Source organism: Streptomyces sp. NPDC058576 (assembly GCF_042718715.1).
Lineage (GTDB): Bacteria > Actinomycetota > Actinomycetes > Streptomycetales > Streptomycetaceae > Streptomyces.
Map to the genome: position 1 here is coordinate 1 of NZ_JBHXPF010000038.1, position 17202 is coordinate 17202.

Here is a 17202-nt window from a genome sequence, read left to right on the forward strand (position 1 = left end):
GGGTCGGACGACCGGGCCATGGCACAGCCGGTCGCCGCCGGCTACGGCGAATACCCGGTCGGCGACGAGCCGCGGGGTTGGCCGCCGTTGCCGTCGGGGCGGCTCTGGCCTGCGTCGGAGTCTCAGCTCTGGAAACGGGCCCCGGGGAGGCGCCGGAACGCGTGGACCGAGGCAGTCTGCCGGTTCACCCCGGCTCCGGCCGAGCGGCGTCCTCCGAAAGCCGGACGCCCGCAGCGCCGATCCGCATCCGCATACCCGCCATCTCGCTCGACCAGCCACTGACCGGCCTGCGCGTCCAGCAGGACGGCCGCCTCGGCGTTCCTGACGAACCGGGAAACATAGGCTGGTGGAGCGACGGCCCCCGCCCGGGCGGCCCCGGCGCGACGGTCGTCGTCGGCCACGTGGACTCCACCACCGGCCCCGGAGCCTTCCACGGACTCTCCACGCTCGACCCGGGCGACGAAGTCACCATGGTCCAGGAAGACCGGTCCACCCTGACCTTCACCATCCGGGCACTACGCCAGTACGGGAAGCACGCCTTCCCCGACAGCCAGGTCTACACGACCACCGGACCGCCCGCCCTGCACCTGATCACCTGCTCGGGCGCATACGACCGCGGCCGCCGCGAGTACCGGGACAACCTCGTCGTCTACGCCACCCTCAACGGCGCGGGCGTGCCGAAAGGATGAACGCGAGTCCGACACCAGGGCCGGCAGCGGGCGGATCGGCTGGATCCGATCGCCCTGGGACCAATCCACCACGCGTTCTGTGGCGAATGCCCATTGTGCGGTCGCTCGGAAGGTAGGCCGCGCACTGCGGCACCATCGATGATGGACGCCGCGCCTGTTCCCCGCGGTGACGGCCTGTGAGGAACAGCTGCTGCGGGGCGCCACTCCTGGGGCGCCCCGCAGCAGCGATCGCCCTCCCACCCCGACAGCGAAGCGCGTCAGCTCTGGTCGGGAGGAAGGGACACGTCGGTGACCTGCGCGCGGAGGGCTGTCCATCTCTCAGGAGGGGGAAGACAGGTCGCCCCAGTCGAGGCGGAGCACGGCCAGGTCGTCGGAGTGCCGTCCGGCGTTCAGCCGGTGGGTTTCCTGGATGAGCCGGTCCACATGGGCGGCCGGGTCCGCCGGTGGCAGGCTCCCGATCAGTGTGAGGAGACCTTCCACGCCGAGTCGTTCATGGTCCGCGCCGCTGTGGCCTTCGGTCAGGCCGTCCGTATAGAGGGTGAGGGCTCCGTTGGGCGGTAGCGGGACGGTGGTGGAGGGCCAGGAGCGAAGCCCTGGGACGATCCCGAGCGCGATGCCGTGTGCCGCGGTCACTTCATGAGTCCCGTCCACCGTGGTCAGCAGGGGCTCGTGGTGGCCGGCCAGGTGGAGGGTGACCGTGGCGGCGCGCTGGTCCAGTGCGAGGAGGGTGCACGTGGCGAACAGGGAGTGGCTGCCTCGCTCGGCGATCAGGATGCGCTCCATCAGGTGGAGCAGATCCTCGCCGCGATGTCCGCCGAACACGAGAGAGCGCCAGGCGATCCGCAGGAAGACACCGAGCGCGGCGGCGTCGGGGCCGTGACCGCTCACATCGCCCACGACCGCGTGGAGCAGGCCGTCGTCGCCCTCCACCACGTCGAGGAAGTCCCCGCCCAGCAGTGCCATGGCGGCTCCGGGCAGGTAGCGGGAGGTCACGTGCACCGAGGAGGTGTCGAGGATGGGCTGCGGGAGCAGGCCGCGTTCCAGGCGGGCGTTCTCCTCCGCGCGCTGCCGGGCTGCCTGGGCTTCGGCGTTCGCGCGTTCGGTCTGGCTGCGGTAGACGGCGTAGCGCACCGTGCGGTGCAGGAGGTCCGCTTCGACCTTGCCTTTGACGAGGTAGTCCTGGGCGCCCGCAGCCATCGCCTCGGTGCCCGCCCGGGCTTCGGAGAGCCCGGTCAGGACGATCACGGCGGTGTGCGGGGCCAGCGCTCGAACGGCGGTGAGCGCGGCGATGCCCGACACGTCCGGCAGGTGCAGGTCGAGGAGGATGCAATCGGCCGGGCTGGTGGCCAGTTCGGCGCGGGCTTCGGCCAGGGTGGTGCGGGTGGTCAGCTCGAAGCGCAGCCCGGTGTCGTGGAGGAGTTCCTCGACGAGCAGAGCATCGCCCAGGTCGTCCTCGATGAGGAGGATGCGGTAGTGGGGCGGGCCCGAGGGTACGTCAGGAGTGTGCTCCACGGCTGCGGTCACAGCGTCGCCTCCGCGTTCGCGCGAGTGGCCTCCGGAAGTACGGACGGGACGGGACTCTCCGGCGGTTCGGGAGCCAGGGTGAACGTCATACGGGTGCCGTTGCGGTAGTCCGGGTCGACGGCGATGGTGCCGCCGTGGAATTCGACGATCTTCTTGCACATCGCCAGGCCGATGCCGCTGCCGCTGTAGGTGTCCTTGGTGTGCAGCCGCTGGAAGATGACGAAGATCTTCTCGGCGTACTCGGGAGGGATGCCGATGCCGTTGTCGGTGACGGTGAAACGCCACAGCCCGGGCTCCCGGGCCACGGTGATGTGAATCCTCGGGATCTCGCCCGGGCGACGGAACTTGACGGCGTTGCCGATCAGGTTCTGCCAGAGCATGACCATCTGGCTGGGGTCGGCGACCAGGTTGGGCAGGGGGTCGTGCGTGATCGTCGCCCCGGTCTCCTCGACGGCCACGCTGAGCGCCGACAGTGTCTCTTCCAGCACCGTGTCCAGGTCGATGCTCTGTTGGGCGTTGTGGACCCTGCCCACGCGGGAGAAGTTGAGCAGGTCGCTGATGAGGGTCTGCATGCGGTTCGCCCCGTCGACGGCGAAGTCGATGTACTGGTCCGCTCGTTCGTCGAGCTGACCTCCGTACCGCCGCTGGAGGAGCTGGGTGAAGCTGGACACCTTGCGCAGCGGTTCCTGGAGGTCGTGGGAGGCCACGTAGGCGAACTGCTCCAGTTCGGCGTTGGAGCGCTGGAGGTCCGCGGCCTGCGCGTCCAGCCGCAGCCGCGCCTCCTCGGTGAAGGCCAGTTCCCGTACCAGGCGTCGGCGCATGAAATCGATCTCCGCGCTCAGACGCCGCAGGTCGGCCGGGCCGGTCGGGGTGATGGGATGGCCGAAGTCACCCGCCGCGATGGTGCGGGCGTCGGTGCCCAGACGGTCCAGGGGCCGGTTGATGCCGCGGCGCAGCCCCTCGAAGACAAGAGCGGCGAGAGCGATCATGAGCAGCGCGATGGCGCCGAACACCCAGTTGCGCAGGGTCACCGTGGACTGCAGCTCCGCTCTGGCCTGAACGCGGTCCGCGCGCAGTCTCTCCTGCTGGCTCTCCAGGGCGACGCGAATTTCATCGAAGGCGGCTTTGCCCTCGGCCACCTGTTCCGCGGTCAGCGTGGGGGGCGAGCCGGGCGGTACGGCGGCGATCGGCCGGGCGGTCCTCTCCTGCCACCTGTCCACAGCGTCCCGTACCGCCCCCAGGTCCGTCAGCCGGGCGGAGTCGCCGCGGAGCAGCTCCTCCAGCGACCGGGTATGTGCCTTCTGGTCCGCGAGCCCCTGCCGGTAGGGGGCCAGGAAGTCCGGCATGCCGGTCAGGCCGTACCCGCGGATACCGGTCTCCTGGTTGACCAGGGCCGTTTCCAGCCGGAACGCGGTGGACAGGGAGGGGGACCGTACGTCCGTGAGGTTGTTGCTGATCGACTGGGTCCGCCCCATGACCAGGGCTCCCGCCACCCCGAGCAGGGTCAGCACCACCAGGGACGCGGCCACTCCCACGCGAAGCCAGCGCCGGGTCGTCCATGTGGACAGTCTCCGTGGGCGCGGTTGCCGTTCGTCGCCGGTCATCCTGGGAGCTCCTCGCTGTAGCAGCCGCCTTCGGTCGGCTGCGGCCAGCACACTCTAGACCCACCCGACAACGGATGTTGTCGCTGGGCCGTTCGGGGGCCTACAGTGCCGGGTATGCCAGGCAAGAACTTCGCATTGCGGACCACCCCCCAGGAGACAGCCGCCATCGCGGACGCGAGGATCAGCGATCTCGCGGAGCGCCTTGCCCACCAGCTGCGGGAGGACCCGGCATCTCCCGCATCCGGCGACCCGACCTATCCGCTGACCCTGCTCCACGTACTGGACCAGTTGCAGCAGGCCACTGAGAGGCTTCAGCGGCAAGCGGCCATGGACGCCGCCCGCGCGGGTGCCGGCTACCCGCAGATCGGCGCCGCCTGCGACATGACCCGCCAAGGCGCCCGGCGCCGCTGGCCGGGGCTCTTCCACCACTCGAACGAAAAACCCACGGAGCACCCGACGATGACCACTCCCGCCCGCCCCTTCGACGTTCTGCTCGTCGAGGACGACATCGCCGACGCCATGCTCATCGAAGAAGCCCTCTCCGAGCGAGGGACCCGCAACCTGGTCCAGGTCACCGACGGAGTCGCCGCTCTGGAGCACCTTCGCGCGCCCGACTCGGTCCGGCCCGACCTCATCGTCCTCGACCTGAACATGCCCCGCATGAACGGCCACGACCTGCTGAAGGTCCTCAAGACCGATGACGACCTGCAGAGCATCCCCGTCGTCGTTCTCACCACGTCGACCGCCCCGGACGACGTCACCGGCGCGTACACCAGCCACGCCAACGCCTACGTGACCAAGCCGGTCAACCTGGACGCCTTCGAGCAGGCCGTCCAGAGCATCGACGCCTTCTATCTCGACACCGCGACCCGGCCGCGCCCCTAGCCCGTAACCCACCGCATTCCTGCCGCAGTGGCTGACCTGGCCGGTCACCACGAGCCGCCGGGACCGGCGTAGCGAAGTTCCCGGGCGGGCGCCGTGACGGCGTGCCCGGGAACTCCGGCCGCCCGCCCGGGGCAAAACTTGTCGTGATCAGACCAATCCTTCCCGTCGATGGCGTCGAACCCATGACATCAGCGACTGCACGCGGATCCGGTCCCGATCGGAATCGCCGGAAGGGGATGTGTTCTTGTGATAGCCCGCCGTACAACTCGCCTGGCCGCACTGCTCGTTCTGCCCGCCGCACTCACCCTCGGGGTGTCCGTGCCCGCCCTGGCTCACGAAGGCCATCCCGCCTCCACCACGGACGCGGCCGACGGCGACACGTACCAGATCGACCTGGAGCAGCTGAACGACTCCGGCGCCAGTGGTGCCGCCCTGGTCAGCCTGGAGGGCGACAAGCTGACCGTGAAGATCGACGCGCAGGGTCTGGTGCCCGGTCAGCCGCACGCCCAGCACATCCACGGCTCCACGGACGGCCACGACTTCCGCTGCCCCGACAAGAGCGCCGACAAGGACGGCGACGGCATCGTCACCACCGCCGAGGGCCTGCCGCAGTACGGGGACATCAACATCTCCCTGACCACCAAGGGCGACACCTCCAAGGACAGCGGCCTCGCGGTGGACCGGATGCCTGTCGCGGACAAGGACGGCAAGCTGACGTACTCCCGCACGATCACCGTCTCCCAGGACGTGGCAGACCACCTCAAGGACCTGCACGTCGTGCAGCACGGCATCGACAAGAACGACGACGGGAAGTACGACTTCGGCGTGGGCAAGAGCGAGCTCGACCCGAAGCTGCCCCAGGAGGCCACCGCCCCGGCCAACTGCGGCATGGTCAAGGGCGCGGCCGTCGGCTCCATGCCGGCGGGCGGCGTCGAGACCGGCGGCGGAACCGCGGAGGGCGTCGAGTCGCCGGGCCTCCTCGCCGCGGGCGGCGCGGCCGTCCTGGCGGGCGGCGGGCTGTTCGCCGTACGCCGCCGCACGCGGACCTCGGACGTCCGGCACGAGAGCTGACGTCCGTTCCGGCACCGGGACGACTCGACAGCTCATCACGGCCGAACCGCAGGGACAGGTGAAGCGATGAACTCGACACCCGACACAGACGAGCCCCGCAGGGCGCTGCGGCCGCGGTACGTCACGCTCGTCGCAGCCACCGCCCTTCTGCTGACCGGTGGGCTGCTGCTGGCTCTGGGAACCAGCCGGCAGCAGCCCACCCCTGCGTCGGCGGCGGACAAGGGCGGGCCGGCCGCCACCGCCCCGGCCCAGCCCCCGACCGAACCGCCCTCTGCCGCACCGCACGCCGCCGCGCTCCCGCCTTCTCGGCCCGTCAGCGTCACGATCCCGTCCCTCAAGATCACCTCGGAACTCGAGGAACTCGGGCTCGGGAGAAAACGCGCGATGGAGACGCCGAAGGATCCGGCGAAGGCCGGCTGGTACCGCCCCGGCACCTCCCCCGGCGCGATCGGCCCCTCGGTGATCGCAGGACACGTCACCTGGGACGGAGTACCTGCCGTCTTCTTCAAACTCACCGAACTCGACCCCGGCGACCGCATCGACGTCCGACGCGCGGACGGCCGCACCGCCGAGTTCACCGTCGACCGGACCGCCGTCTACCCGAAGGACGAGTTCCCCACGGTCGAGGTCTACCGCAACCTCGATCACGCGGGCCTCCGCCTGATCACCTGCGGCGGCGACTACTCCGAGGCCGACCGCCGGTACGCCGACAATGTCGTCGTCTATGCGCGGCTGACCGGACAGGGCGCCTGATGGCGTGTTGTCCCACCCGTTGAGAAGCGGCTGTCCGCCCGGGGCGCTGGCTCAGCTCCGACGGAACGCTCCGAGCACGCCACGGGCAGGCCGGACGTCTGCAAGGACGTCAAGGACGTCAAGACCGACGACTGTGCCGGGATCGTCGTGGCCGTCGCCGCCGAGGTGGAGGGCTGGTTCGACGAGAACGGGGACGGAGCCCGCAGCTCCTCCCGTCTCCCCACGGAGGGCTTGGCGGCGGCCGGCGCGGTAGGCGATCCAGGCGGCGAGGATCATGGCGAGTACGGTGACGCCGGCCCAAGAACCTGCTCAGGTGCCTCCCTCCGGGTCGCAGGCCGGCGAGCAGCATGCCCCCATGAGCACGGGAGGCTCCTTCCGGGCTCTTGCCGCACGCCACCTTCGCGCCACATCACATCGATACCCTTCGAACGATGTCACTATTGCGGCGTGCGGCGCCGTCGTTCTGCTGGCTTGAGGCCCTGCTGGGCAGCGAAAGCACGGCCAGAAGACCACTGAACTTTGACTTTCTTCCCTTCCTGTCGCCGGTCTTCCGATTTCATTCGGAAGCATGTCAGCATGCAGCCAGCGCGAGTCCCACCCATGTGGCTTCAAGTGATGCCGTTTGATCACTCAGGTTTCGGTCACATCGCGCACTCGGACGGAAAAGACATGAAGTGGAGTGACATGAGCAAGGTTCGCACGATGTCGATGGCCCTCTGCGCGGGTGTGCTGCTGGTGCCCGCCGCTGTGGCGGTCGTCGGTTCCACGGCGGCGGCGGACACCACCGAGAAGCTGCACGTGGACTACGAGAGCGGAACCCTGGACTCGGGGGTGGACGGCCTGAGCACCAGCGCTGCGACAGCCCCGGATGCCTCCGTCGTCGCGCGGCCCGGGCACGAGGGCTCGTACGCGGTCCAGCACAAGGTGACGCTCGGCGACCCGGGCTACGAGTCCAACGGCGCGCCGCGCAGCGAGAGCGCGACCGATCTGCTTCCGGCCGGGCGGTTCGACGTGGGGGACGAGCAGCGCTACGAGTTCAGCGTGCTGCTCAAGGACTGGAAGACGTACGCGCCGGGAGACAGCGAAGCGGGCGACATCGTCTTCCAGGGCAAGCACTCGGGCGGCAACCCACCGGCGTTCTACCTCATGGCGCAGCGCAACGCGATCGCGTTCCGGTCTCCGCACCTCGACCGCCAGTCGACGGTCGTGGAGGACCTCCGTCCGTACGTGAACAGGTGGCTGAGCTTCCGCGTGGACGCGCGCTGGACGACTGACGGGACCGGCTACTTCAAGGTCTCCGTACGGCTTCCGGGACAGTCCGACTACCAGCCCGCCGTCGTGTACGAGGACGTGCCCACCTATCAGCCGGAGAATCCGGCCGAGCACGGCTACGTCAAGTGGGGGCTGTACCGCCCCTCGCAGTCGATCGAGAACGGCGACGAACTCACGCGGATCGTGCAGCACGACGACATCCGCGTGTCCGACCTGCCCTGACACTGCTCCGCGCACCCGACACCCGACACTCTCCAGGAGTACAGATGACCGACTCTCTTTCCCTGAGCAGGCGCCGACTGCTCCAGGCCGGCGGCGCGCTCGGGCTGGCCACGGCCACGGGTTCCGTTCTCGCCGCAGAGGCCGGCGCGGCGCCCGGTGCGACGCCCAAGACGACGGTGACGGACCTGGGTCCCGGCCTGGTCCAGTTCTCGCTGATGAGCGGGCTGCTGGTCGGTGACACCGTCTACATCGGCTCACGCAACATGAACCCCGCCAGCGTGATCGGGTTCCATCTGCCGAGCCGGAAGGTGGTGTCCGTGACCACCCTCGACGCGGGGCCCGAGCCGTCCATTCAGGCGCTCGCGGCCGACCCCACCGGCCGCTACCTCTACATCGGCCTGCTGGTGAAGGCCGACCAGGGCAAGCCGAATCTCTTCCGGTGGGACCTGACGACGTTCGACCGGCCCGCCGTGGCCATCGGCAGGACCGGGGACCGCGACATCCGTGATCTGGCGGTCGCCCCCGACGGGACGGTCTTCGCCGTGGGCGGCGTCCCGGCGAAGCCGCCCGTGCTGTGGCAGTACGACCCCGGCACCGGCGCCGTGACCGACCTGGGCGCCCCCGACCCGAAAGCGACGCTGGCCAGGGCGGTCGCGGCCACCGACACCACCGTCTTCTTCGGGGCGGGCAGCGTCCTGTCCGGCGGGAGCGGCGCGAGCAAGGCGTCCCTGTTCGCCTACGACCGGCAGAGCCGTGCGTTCACCTCGATCGTGCCCAAGGAGATGGAGAAGGACCCCAGCCTCCGGGAACTCGCCGTCCTGGACGGGAAGTTGATCGTCGGCACCTCGGGCGCGGTCGATCCCGCGAAACTCGCCGTGATCGATCTGGAGGACTTCTCCTCGTACACCGTGGTGAACAGCGAGGGGACGGTCATCAAGTCGTTCGCCGCCGACGCGGAGCGGATCTACTTCGCCTCCGAGTCGGGCGTGGAGGCCTACACGAAGGCGGACGGGACCATCTCCCCCGTGGAGTTCACCGGACCGGATCTCGGTGAGATCTGGGGCGTGGACCACAACGACGGGAAGCTGACGGTCGTCTCGGCCTACGGCTTCGTCGCCGAGATCGATGTGGCGGCCCGTACGTCGGTCGTCACCAACCTGCAGGAAGCGGGAGCGAAGGCGGGTCCGCAAGCGGGCATGGGGATCGCCGCCGGCCGCGGATACGTCTACCTCGGCGGCAACGGCGCCATCTCCCGGCGCGATCTGAAGACCGGCGAGGTCGTCAACCTGCTGGCGCCCGGCGAGGCCAAGGACGCCGAAGTGATCGGGGGTGTCCTGTACACCGGCCAGTACAACGCGCAGGGCATCTGGCGGTACGACCCCTCCCGGCGACGGCAGCCGCAGCAGGCCGCGAAGTTTCCCGGCGAGCAGAACCGCCCGCTGGACACCTCGTGGGATCCGGACAACAAGCTGCTCCTCGTCGGCGTGCAGTCCGACACCGAGGGCGGCGGCGCCCTGTGGACGTACTCCCCGAAGACCGGGAAGTCGGCCTCCTACGTCAATCCGATCGACGACGTCCAGCTCGTGCGGGCCGTAGCCAACCGCGACGGCATCGCCTATCTGGGCGGCGACAACGCGTCGAAGGAGGGGCCGCGCGCCACCGTCGTCGCCGTCGATCCCGTCGACGGCAAGGAGCGGTGGCGCGTCGATCCGGAGCAGGCGGCGGGCGTGGCGGCGCTGGCTGTGCAGGGCCGGAACCTCTACGGACTCACCACGAAGGGTGGTCTGTTCGTCGTCGACGTGCGGACCCGGAAGGTGGTGCACACCGCCGACGTCAGCGCTGTCAGCAGGGGCTTCGCCGCCCTGGTCAGCAACCGGGGCGCGGTCTACGGCGTCTCGGACACCACGCTCTTCCGCTTCCACCCGAAGACGTTCGCCGTCAGCACGGTCGTCGCCGACATCGACGGCTCCTGGTACAGCGGCCCGCACGTCAACGTGCACGACGGATTGCTCTATACGCTTCGCGGCTCCCACCTCGTCGCGGTCGACGACCGGCCGTCGCGCTGACGCGAGGGCTCTGAGATCAGGTGTCCCCGGCCAACGCCGACCTTTGATTGATATCTTTCGGTTGTCGAGTGAAAGTTGGTGAATCACTCGCTACTGAGAGGGGACCGGAAGGTGTTGGCAGACGAGCGCCGGGAAGCGATCCTGCGTGCTGTGGAGCGCCAGGGTTCGATCACCGTGAAGGCACTGGCCGAGGAGATGGGCGTCTCCGCCGTGACCTTGCGCCAGGACGTACGGGAGCTGGCCGGTCAGGGGCTGCTGACCAGGGTGCACGGCGGTGCCAGGGCCCTGGCACCGGGCCGGGCCCCGGCCGATAACGCTCCGGCCGAGGCGCCGGTCGCCTCCGCCCCGCCCGCGGCGCAGCCGCACGCCGTCGGTCTGGTGGTGCCTCCGGGCGGCTATTACTACGCGGAGGTGATCCGCGGCGTCCAGAACGCGGCCCGCTCGCGCGGGGTCCGCGTCGTGCTCGCCGTCTCCGGGGAGTCGCTGGCGGAGCATCAGGAACAGGTCCGCCAGCTCATGGCCGACGGTATCGACAGCCTGCTCCTGATGCTGCACCCCGGCCTGCGCCCGGCGGAGGAAACCGAGCAGTGGCTGAGCACCCTCGATGTGCCGACCGTGCTGGTGGAGCGCAGGGCGGGGATACGGGCCGGCCGGCTGGAGCAGGTGGCCTCCGACCACGCCTACGGGGCGGCCCTGGCGGTGCGGCACTTCGCCGGGCTCGGGTACGACCGGGTGGCGCTGGTGGCCCGGGTCGAGAGCCCCAACACGGCGCTGCTCAGCGCTGGTTACGCCGATGCCGTGGAGGCGTTGGGCCTCACGCCGGGGCCGGAGTACCCCATCGTGACCACGGGGGACGCCGCGCAGGCCGACGCACGCTTCGACGAGGTCGTCCAGGCCGTGGAGGCCGGTGAGATCCGGGCGGCGCTGGTGCACAACGACATCGATGCCATCGCCCTCGTCGGCATCCTGCAGACGCGGGGGCTGCGGGTGCCGGAGGACCTGGCCCTGGTCACGTACGACGACGAGGTCGCCGAGATGAGCAAGGTTCCCCTCACGGCGGTGGCTCCGCCCAAGCAGGCGGTCGGGGCCTGGGCCCTCGACCTCGCGGTCCGCAGACTGTCCGACCCCGCAACGCCGCTGGCGGAGATCCTGCTGCGCCCGGAACTGCGGGTCCGCGCCTCGTGCGGCGCCGCGCGCCCCGGGGCCGCCTGACCTCCCAACGTCATATGCTTTCGTTTTCCAAAATGTGAAAGCATATGCATTGACTCGCTGTCGTACGTAACGAATGATTACGGTGACACCCCAGTAAACGATCGGTGGCCCATCATGTTTCGTAGACGTCTGACAGCGCTGGTCTGTACCGTCGCAGGACTCAGCCTGCTCGCCACGGGATGCGGAGACTCCGACAGCGAGGGCTCCACGGCGGAGAAGGCGACCGGAGAGGTCACCTTCTGGTCCTTCGTCAAGGGCTCCGACGAGGTGGCCGAGGCTTTCAACCGGTCCCACCCCGACATCAAGGTGACCTTCGAGGCGGTGCCCTCGGGCCAGGAGTACTACTCCAAGCTCACCAACGCCGTGAAGGCCGGAACCGTCCCGGACGTCGCGGTCGCCGAGTTCGCCCAACTGCCCGAGTTCGCCGCTCAAGGCAAGCTGGAAGGTCTGGGAGATGAACTCGGGACCCTGGTCGAGGACCATTTCCCGCAGGCCACCAGGCAGTTGGTCGAACTGGGCGGCGAAACGTGGGGCGTCCCCCGCGACGCCGCGCCGCTGATGCTCTTCTACCGGAACGACTTCTTCAAGGACCACGGCATCGACGTCCCCACGACCTGGGACGATTACCGGGACATGACCGGCCAGGTGAAGAAGGCGGACCCGAAAGCCCGCGGCGGGGTCATGTACACCGATAACCCGGGACTGCTGAGCGCCCTTGCCTGGCAGGGCGGATCGCGGTGGTTCGGCACCGAGAAGGACGCCTGGAAGGTGTCGCTGACCGACGGTCCCTCCCGGAAGGTCGCCGACTACTGGGGAGACCTCGCCCGCGAGGACCTGGTCCACTCGCTCAGTTCGCTCGACCCGTTCTGGACGAGCGTCCAGCAGAACCGGACCGTCGCCTACGTCTGCGCGAGCTGGTGCGCGGGAGCCCAGCAGGCGACCGTCGCCGACCAGAAGGGCACGTGGTCGGTGGCCCCGGTCCCGACCTGGGACGGCAAGCCGGCCTCCGCCATGTACGGCGGCTCGTCCTTCGTCATTCCGAAGGGCGCCAGGAACAGCGCGGCAGCGGCCGAGTTCATCAAGTGGATCACCACGGACCCCGACGGCATGAAGGCGTGGGTCTCCTCCGGCACCAGCAGCATGTTCCCCGCCGATCCCCGGCTCGTGCCGGTCACCAAGGCCGCTTTCCCCACCGACTACTTCGGTGGTCAGGACGTGTACGCCGTGGGCAGCGAGTCGTACAAGGCGATCCGGCAGGGCTGGACGTGGGGGCCGGTCATGGGAACGACGAACACCGCGATCGTCGACCTGCTTCCGAAGGTCGCCGAGGGCACGGTGAAGCTGTCCGACGTCCTCACCGGCGCGCAGGAGGCCACCGTCAAGGACATGGAGCGTCGAGGAATGAAGGTGGCCCCCTAGTACGCGCCCGCCGGGTGTCCGATGCCCGCCCGTCGGGGCCGGCGTCGGCTCCTCCCCCTCAGTATTCCTTTCCCGCTCTCATCGAGAAAGGCCCGGTGTGACCAGCCCGTCAGCCCGCGCCCAGCGCCGCATATCCGTGCTGCTCCTGGCACCGTTCTTCATCACCTTCGCCGCCGTCACCATCGCCCCGCTGATCTACGCGGGCTGGATGAGCCTGTTCACCACCCGCACCTCCGGGCTCGGCTTCGGCGGCACGCAAGAGGTCTTCGCGGGACTCGACAACTACGTACAGGCCTTGTCGGATCCGGCCTTCCGCGACGGATTCCTCACCATCGCCGCGTACGTCGCCATCTACATCCCCGTGATGATCGGCGGCGCACTAGCCCTGGCCCTCCTGCTGGACACGGCGCTCGCCAAGGCGCGGGCCTTCTTCCAGCTGGCCCTGTTCCTCCCCCACGCGGTGCCCGGTCTCATCGCGGCCCTCATCTGGGTCTATCTGTACACGCCGGGGCTCAGTCCGGTGATCGGCTTCCTGCGCTCCGGCGGCCTCGACATCGACTTCCTGTCGGCGGGCAACGCGGTGTTCTCCGCGGCGAACATCGCCGTCTGGGAGTGGATCGGCTACAACATGGTCATCTTCTACGCCGCGCTCCAGGCGGTGCCCGGCGAGACGCTCGACGCGGCGAAGATCGACGGCGCGGGCGGTATGCGTACCGCGTTGTCCATCAAGGTGCCGATGATCCGCCCGGCCATCGCGCTCGCCGTGCTGTTCACCGTCATCGGATCGGTCCAGCTCTTCACCGAACCGAAGGTCATCTACAGCGCCTCCACCTCGATCGGCAGCAGTTGGACGCCCAACATGTTCGTCCAGACCGCCGCCTTCACCCACAACAACTTCGGCCTCGCGGCCGCCGCCTCGCTGCTTATCGCGGTGTTCGCCGCGGCCCTGTCCTTCCTCGTCACCCGTCTTTCGCGCAGCAGGAGCAAGCCGTGACCCAGACCACGACGCGCACGGTCCCGGCTGCCGCCACGGCCCCGGAGAAGAAGAACGGGGGCAGGCAGGCCCGGCGCAGGCCGGGGAACCGTCCCTCCGTGCTGCTGTCCAAGGCCGGCGTGACCGGGATGCTGGGCCTCGCCGCCCTCTACACCCTGCTGCCGATGCTCTGGCTGGTCCTGTCGTCCACCAAGAGCCGTCAGGACCTCTTCGCCACGAACGGCTTCGCACCGGGCGAGGACTTCGCGCTCTTCGACAACCTTCAGTACCTGTTCGAGGTCGACGACGGCATCTTCCTGCGCTGGTTGCTCAACACGATCCTGTACGCGGGCTTCGGCGCGCTGCTGGCCACGATCTTCAGCGTGGCCGCCGGTTACGCGTTCGACAAGCTGGACTTCCCCGGCAAGGAGAAGCTCTTCTCCCTCGTCCTGCTCGGCGTGATGGTGCCCGGAACCGCGATGGCGATCCCGCTGTATCTGATCGCGGCCGAGCTGGGGCTGGTGAACAGCTTCTGGGGCGTGTTCGTCCCCGGTCTCGTGTTCCCCTTCGGGGTGTATCTGGCCCGCGTCTTCAGCGCGTCCTACGTACCGGACGAGGTCCTCGAAGCGGCCCGGATGGACGGGGCCGGCGAGTTCACCACCTTCTGCCGGATCGCCCTGCCCATGGTCGCGCCCGGCTTCGTGACCATCTTCCTCTTCCAGTTCACCCAGATCTGGAACAGCTTCTTCCTGCCTCTGGTGATGCTGTCCGACAAGGAGCTCTTCCCCGTCAACCTAGGTCTGTACGTCTGGTACTCCTCCGCGCTCTCCCAGGGGCACCCGCAGGACTACCTCCTGGCGATCGTCGGATCGCTGGTGTCCGTGGCTCCCCTTGTCGTCCTCTTCCTGATGCTCCAGCGATTCTGGAAGTCCGGCATGACCGCCGGCGCCGTCAAGTAGGCCATCTCCGTGAGGATCCCCATGTCACCCGCACCTTCCCGCCCGCGCGCCCTGTTCGCCATGGGACGCCGGCACCGGGACGCCCTGTTCCCGCCGACCGTGACCGATCGGCTGACCCGGCACGTCGACATCGACCCGCTGGTCGTCGCCGAGTCCTTCCACCGGGTTCCGGGCCTGGCGGCCGTCGAAATCCTGATCACGTCCTGGGGCTGCCCGCCGCTCGACGACGCCGTTCTGGACCGGATGCCCGCGCTGAAGGCGGTCGTGCACGCGGCTGGGAGCGTCAAACACCATGTGACGGAGGCGTGCTGGGACCGCGGGCTCCTCATCTCCACCGCGGCCGCCGCCAACGCCGTGCCCGTCGCCGAGTACACGCTCGCCGCCATCCTCTTCGCCAACAAGCGGGTCCTGGAGATCGGCGGCCTCTACCGCGAACACCGCGGCGCCCTGGACTGGGCGGCGCACTACCCCGGCTTGGGCAACTACCGCAGGACGGTCGGTCTGGTGGGCGCGTCCCTCGTGGGGCGCCGAGTGCTGGAACTGCTGCGCCCCCACGACTTCGACGTCCTGCTGAGCGATCCCCACCTCGACGAGGCGGCGGCGCGTTCGATGGGCGCCCGGCTCGTGGAGCTCGACGATATGCTGGCCGTCTCCGACGTCGTCTCGCTCCACGCCCCCGCCCTGCCGGAGACCCACCATCTGCTGGATGCCCGCAGGCTGTCGCTCCTCCGGGACGGCGCCACCCTCGTCAATACGGGACGGGGCTCGCTCATCGACACCGAGGCGCTCACCGCCGAGGCACAGTCAGGACGTATCCACGCCGTCCTCGACGTCACCGAGCCCGAGGTGCTTCCGGCGGCGTCGCCGCTGTACTCGCTGCCGAATGTGCTTCTGACCCCGCACATCGCGGGATCGCTCGGCGGTGAGCTCGAGCGCATCACCCGCAGCGCTCTGGACGAGGTCGAACGCTACTGCGCCGGGCGGGAGTTCGCGTATCCCGTGACCCGCGCGGCCCTGACCACCTCGGCCTGAGCGCCTCGACCCGAGGGCCGATCACTGCGCCCGCCCCGCGCGTCGCAGATCCTGTGAAAACTCCCTCACGCCAAGAGCGCCCGCCGTACGGGGCGCGTGACGCCAGGCCGAATGAGTATCACCAGAAGGTCCACGCGGCCGGCGGAGCAGCTCAGCCGGCCGCACCCACCGCCGTCCTCACCAGTTCCCGGACCTGGCGCACGATGTCCGCGCGGTTGCGCTCGAAGTCCGGGTCGGTGACCGCGCCCGTCTGCGGGTTCGTGTTGTCCGTGCCGAACTGGAGGATCGGGGTGTGCAGATGGCCGCCCGGCAGCTTCGGCAGCCCCAGCCGGTCGCGCAGCAGGGTGACCCGGTAGGCGATCTCGTTGGAGAGGTAGTCGCCGCCGCCGCCGGCCCGCGACGCCGAGCCGGGTGTCGGGCCGTCGGGCCTGGTCACGGGCTGGGTGCCGCCCGCCGGGACCTCGGTGACCTCGGTGTTGTCGTACACCGGGAACCGGCCGGTCTCCGCTTCGGTGAGCTGCCGGTACGGGAGGGTGGTGGACGTCCACTGCGGCTGTGTGCCGGGGTCGGTGACCGGGACGAGTCCGGTGCTCGCCGCGTTCTCGTTGTCGGGGAAGCCGCCGCGCCAGGCGCCGTTGGTGCGCTCCACGTCGAAGCGGCCCTGGCGGCCCTGGCTGATGGTGGTGAACAGGTCGACGTGCGGCAGCTGCCGGGCGAGGGCCCGCTCGACGGTCCCCTCGGCGAAGTCCGCCCAGCGCACCGGGAAGACGACCGTCTCGATCCGGGCCGGCCCGTCGGCGGTCCGGACCAGGGTGCCGTCCAGGGCGAGCGCGCTCGCGCCCGAGGGGTTGCCGATCCGGACGTCCCTGTCCAGCGTGAACGGGTCGAAGCCGGTCACGAGGACCCGCTTCGTGCGGTGGCCCGGGTAGTGGATGTCGCTCTGGCCGCGCGAGGCGGTCTCCAGGGCGGTGTGCAGAGCCTTGCGCTGCTCGTCGTCGAGCTCGAACCGGGGTGTCCACGCGCGCAGTTCGCGGCTGAGCGCGAGCCGGGCCCAGTACAGCGGGCGGTCGTCGCCCCGGCTCAGGTCGCCGGTGGCGGGTCCATGTCCCTGGGCGCGGGCCACGGCACGCTTCCACAGCTCCGAGGCGTGGCGGGTCACCGTGCGTTCCGCCCGCGCGTAGCTGCGGGAACCGTGCAGGGCACGCTCGAAGCGCGGGGCGAAGGTGTCGAATCCGCTGCGCCGCAGGATCTCCTGCGGGGCGGCCCGGTCGAGGCGCTGCTCCTCCACGGTCGCCGCCGTGGGGGTGCGGGCGCTGTCCGCGGGGGCCGCGGTGGCGGGCAGGGTGGGGCCCGCAAGGACGAGCAGGAGCGCCATGCCGCCGAGACCGAGCCGGGCCGTTGCGGGGAGTTGGGGGGTCACACGGGTCCCTTTCGTTTCACCGGGTGGTCCCGCAGTATCGCCGCACCGCCCCGGGCGATGCCAGAGGGCGGGGGCTGCGCGATCCGCCCCTGCCCGGGCCC

At 69.7% G+C, this 17202-nt stretch carries 15 protein-coding genes; 11 read left to right on the forward strand and 4 right to left on the reverse strand.

What is annotated here, in order from left to right:
- Positions 1–161 precede the first annotated feature (161 nt).
- Positions 162–689, forward strand: a complete 528-nt coding sequence (locus ACFWRV_RS24295) for a class F sortase (protein WP_384337843.1) — start codon at positions 162–164, stop codon at positions 687–689.
- Between the two features lie 318 nt (positions 690–1007).
- On the opposite strand, the gene ACFWRV_RS24300 is transcribed toward ACFWRV_RS24295, so the two are convergent.
- Positions 1008–2213 carry a PP2C family protein-serine/threonine phosphatase gene (locus ACFWRV_RS24300; RefSeq protein ID WP_384337844.1) on the reverse strand — a complete coding sequence of 402 codons (1206 nt, stop codon included), beginning with the start codon at positions 2211–2213 and terminating at the stop codon, positions 1008–1010.
- Positions 2210–3817, reverse strand: coding sequence for an ATP-binding protein (locus tag ACFWRV_RS24305; protein WP_384337845.1), 1608 nt, complete (start codon positions 3815–3817; stop codon positions 2210–2212). The genes ACFWRV_RS24300 and ACFWRV_RS24305 overlap by 4 nt, the downstream gene beginning before the upstream one ends.
- 114 nt (positions 3818–3931) lie before the next feature.
- Between ACFWRV_RS24305 and ACFWRV_RS24310 the strand changes: the two genes are divergently transcribed.
- The 3 genes from ACFWRV_RS24310 (at position 3932) to ACFWRV_RS24320 (ending at position 6526) form a co-directional block, all read left to right on the forward strand.
- Positions 3932–4702: a response regulator gene (locus tag ACFWRV_RS24310; protein ID WP_384337846.1), complete on the forward strand. Its 771-nt coding sequence runs from the start codon at positions 3932–3934 to the stop codon at positions 4700–4702.
- Between the two features lie 246 nt (positions 4703–4948).
- On the forward strand, positions 4949–5773 hold the full coding sequence (locus ACFWRV_RS24315) for a hypothetical protein (protein ID WP_384337847.1): 825 nt from the start codon (positions 4949–4951) through the stop codon (positions 5771–5773).
- 66 nt (positions 5774–5839) lie between these two features.
- The gene (locus ACFWRV_RS24320) at positions 5840–6526 is read left to right on the forward strand and encodes a class F sortase (protein WP_384337848.1); all 687 of its coding nucleotides are present in this window, start codon (positions 5840–5842) and stop codon (positions 6524–6526) included.
- A gap of 51 nt (positions 6527–6577) precedes the next feature.
- On the opposite strand, the gene ACFWRV_RS24325 is transcribed toward ACFWRV_RS24320, so the two are convergent.
- On the reverse strand, positions 6578–6802 hold the full coding sequence (locus tag ACFWRV_RS24325; RefSeq protein WP_384337849.1) for a hypothetical protein: 225 nt from the start codon (positions 6800–6802) through the stop codon (positions 6578–6580).
- Positions 6803–7210: 408 nt separating this feature from the next.
- Between ACFWRV_RS24325 and ACFWRV_RS24330 the strand changes: the two genes are divergently transcribed.
- From ACFWRV_RS24330 to ACFWRV_RS24360, 7 genes are all read left to right on the forward strand, one after another.
- The gene (locus tag ACFWRV_RS24330; protein ID WP_384337850.1) at positions 7211–8020 is read left to right on the forward strand and encodes a heparin lyase I family protein; all 810 of its coding nucleotides are present in this window, start codon (positions 7211–7213) and stop codon (positions 8018–8020) included.
- A gap of 44 nt (positions 8021–8064) precedes the next feature.
- On the forward strand, positions 8065–10086 hold the full coding sequence (locus ACFWRV_RS24335; protein WP_384337851.1) for a hypothetical protein: 2022 nt from the start codon (positions 8065–8067) through the stop codon (positions 10084–10086).
- Positions 10087–10197: 111 nt separating this feature from the next.
- Positions 10198–11298 carry a substrate-binding domain-containing protein gene (locus ACFWRV_RS24340; RefSeq protein WP_384337852.1) on the forward strand — a complete coding sequence of 367 codons (1101 nt, stop codon included), beginning with the start codon at positions 10198–10200 and terminating at the stop codon, positions 11296–11298.
- Between the two features lie 114 nt (positions 11299–11412).
- Positions 11413–12717, forward strand: coding sequence for an ABC transporter substrate-binding protein (locus ACFWRV_RS24345; protein WP_384337853.1), 1305 nt, complete (start codon positions 11413–11415; stop codon positions 12715–12717).
- A 97-nt stretch (positions 12718–12814) separates the two neighbouring features.
- Positions 12815–13711 carry a carbohydrate ABC transporter permease gene (locus ACFWRV_RS24350; RefSeq protein ID WP_384337854.1) on the forward strand — a complete coding sequence of 299 codons (897 nt, stop codon included), beginning with the start codon at positions 12815–12817 and terminating at the stop codon, positions 13709–13711.
- The gene (locus ACFWRV_RS24355; protein ID WP_384337855.1) at positions 13708–14649 is read left to right on the forward strand and encodes a carbohydrate ABC transporter permease; all 942 of its coding nucleotides are present in this window, start codon (positions 13708–13710) and stop codon (positions 14647–14649) included. Before ACFWRV_RS24350 ends, ACFWRV_RS24355 begins: the two co-directional genes overlap by 4 nt.
- A 21-nt stretch (positions 14650–14670) precedes the next feature.
- A complete protein-coding gene (locus ACFWRV_RS24360) occupies positions 14671–15681 on the forward strand; it encodes a hydroxyacid dehydrogenase (RefSeq protein ID WP_384337856.1) in 1011 nt (336 codons plus the stop codon).
- A 151-nt stretch (positions 15682–15832) separates the two neighbouring features.
- On the opposite strand, the gene ACFWRV_RS24365 is transcribed toward ACFWRV_RS24360, so the two are convergent.
- A complete protein-coding gene (locus tag ACFWRV_RS24365) occupies positions 15833–17101 on the reverse strand; it encodes a pyroglutamyl peptidase (RefSeq protein ID WP_384337857.1) in 1269 nt (422 codons plus the stop codon).
- Between the last annotated feature and the right edge of the window lie 101 nt (positions 17102–17202).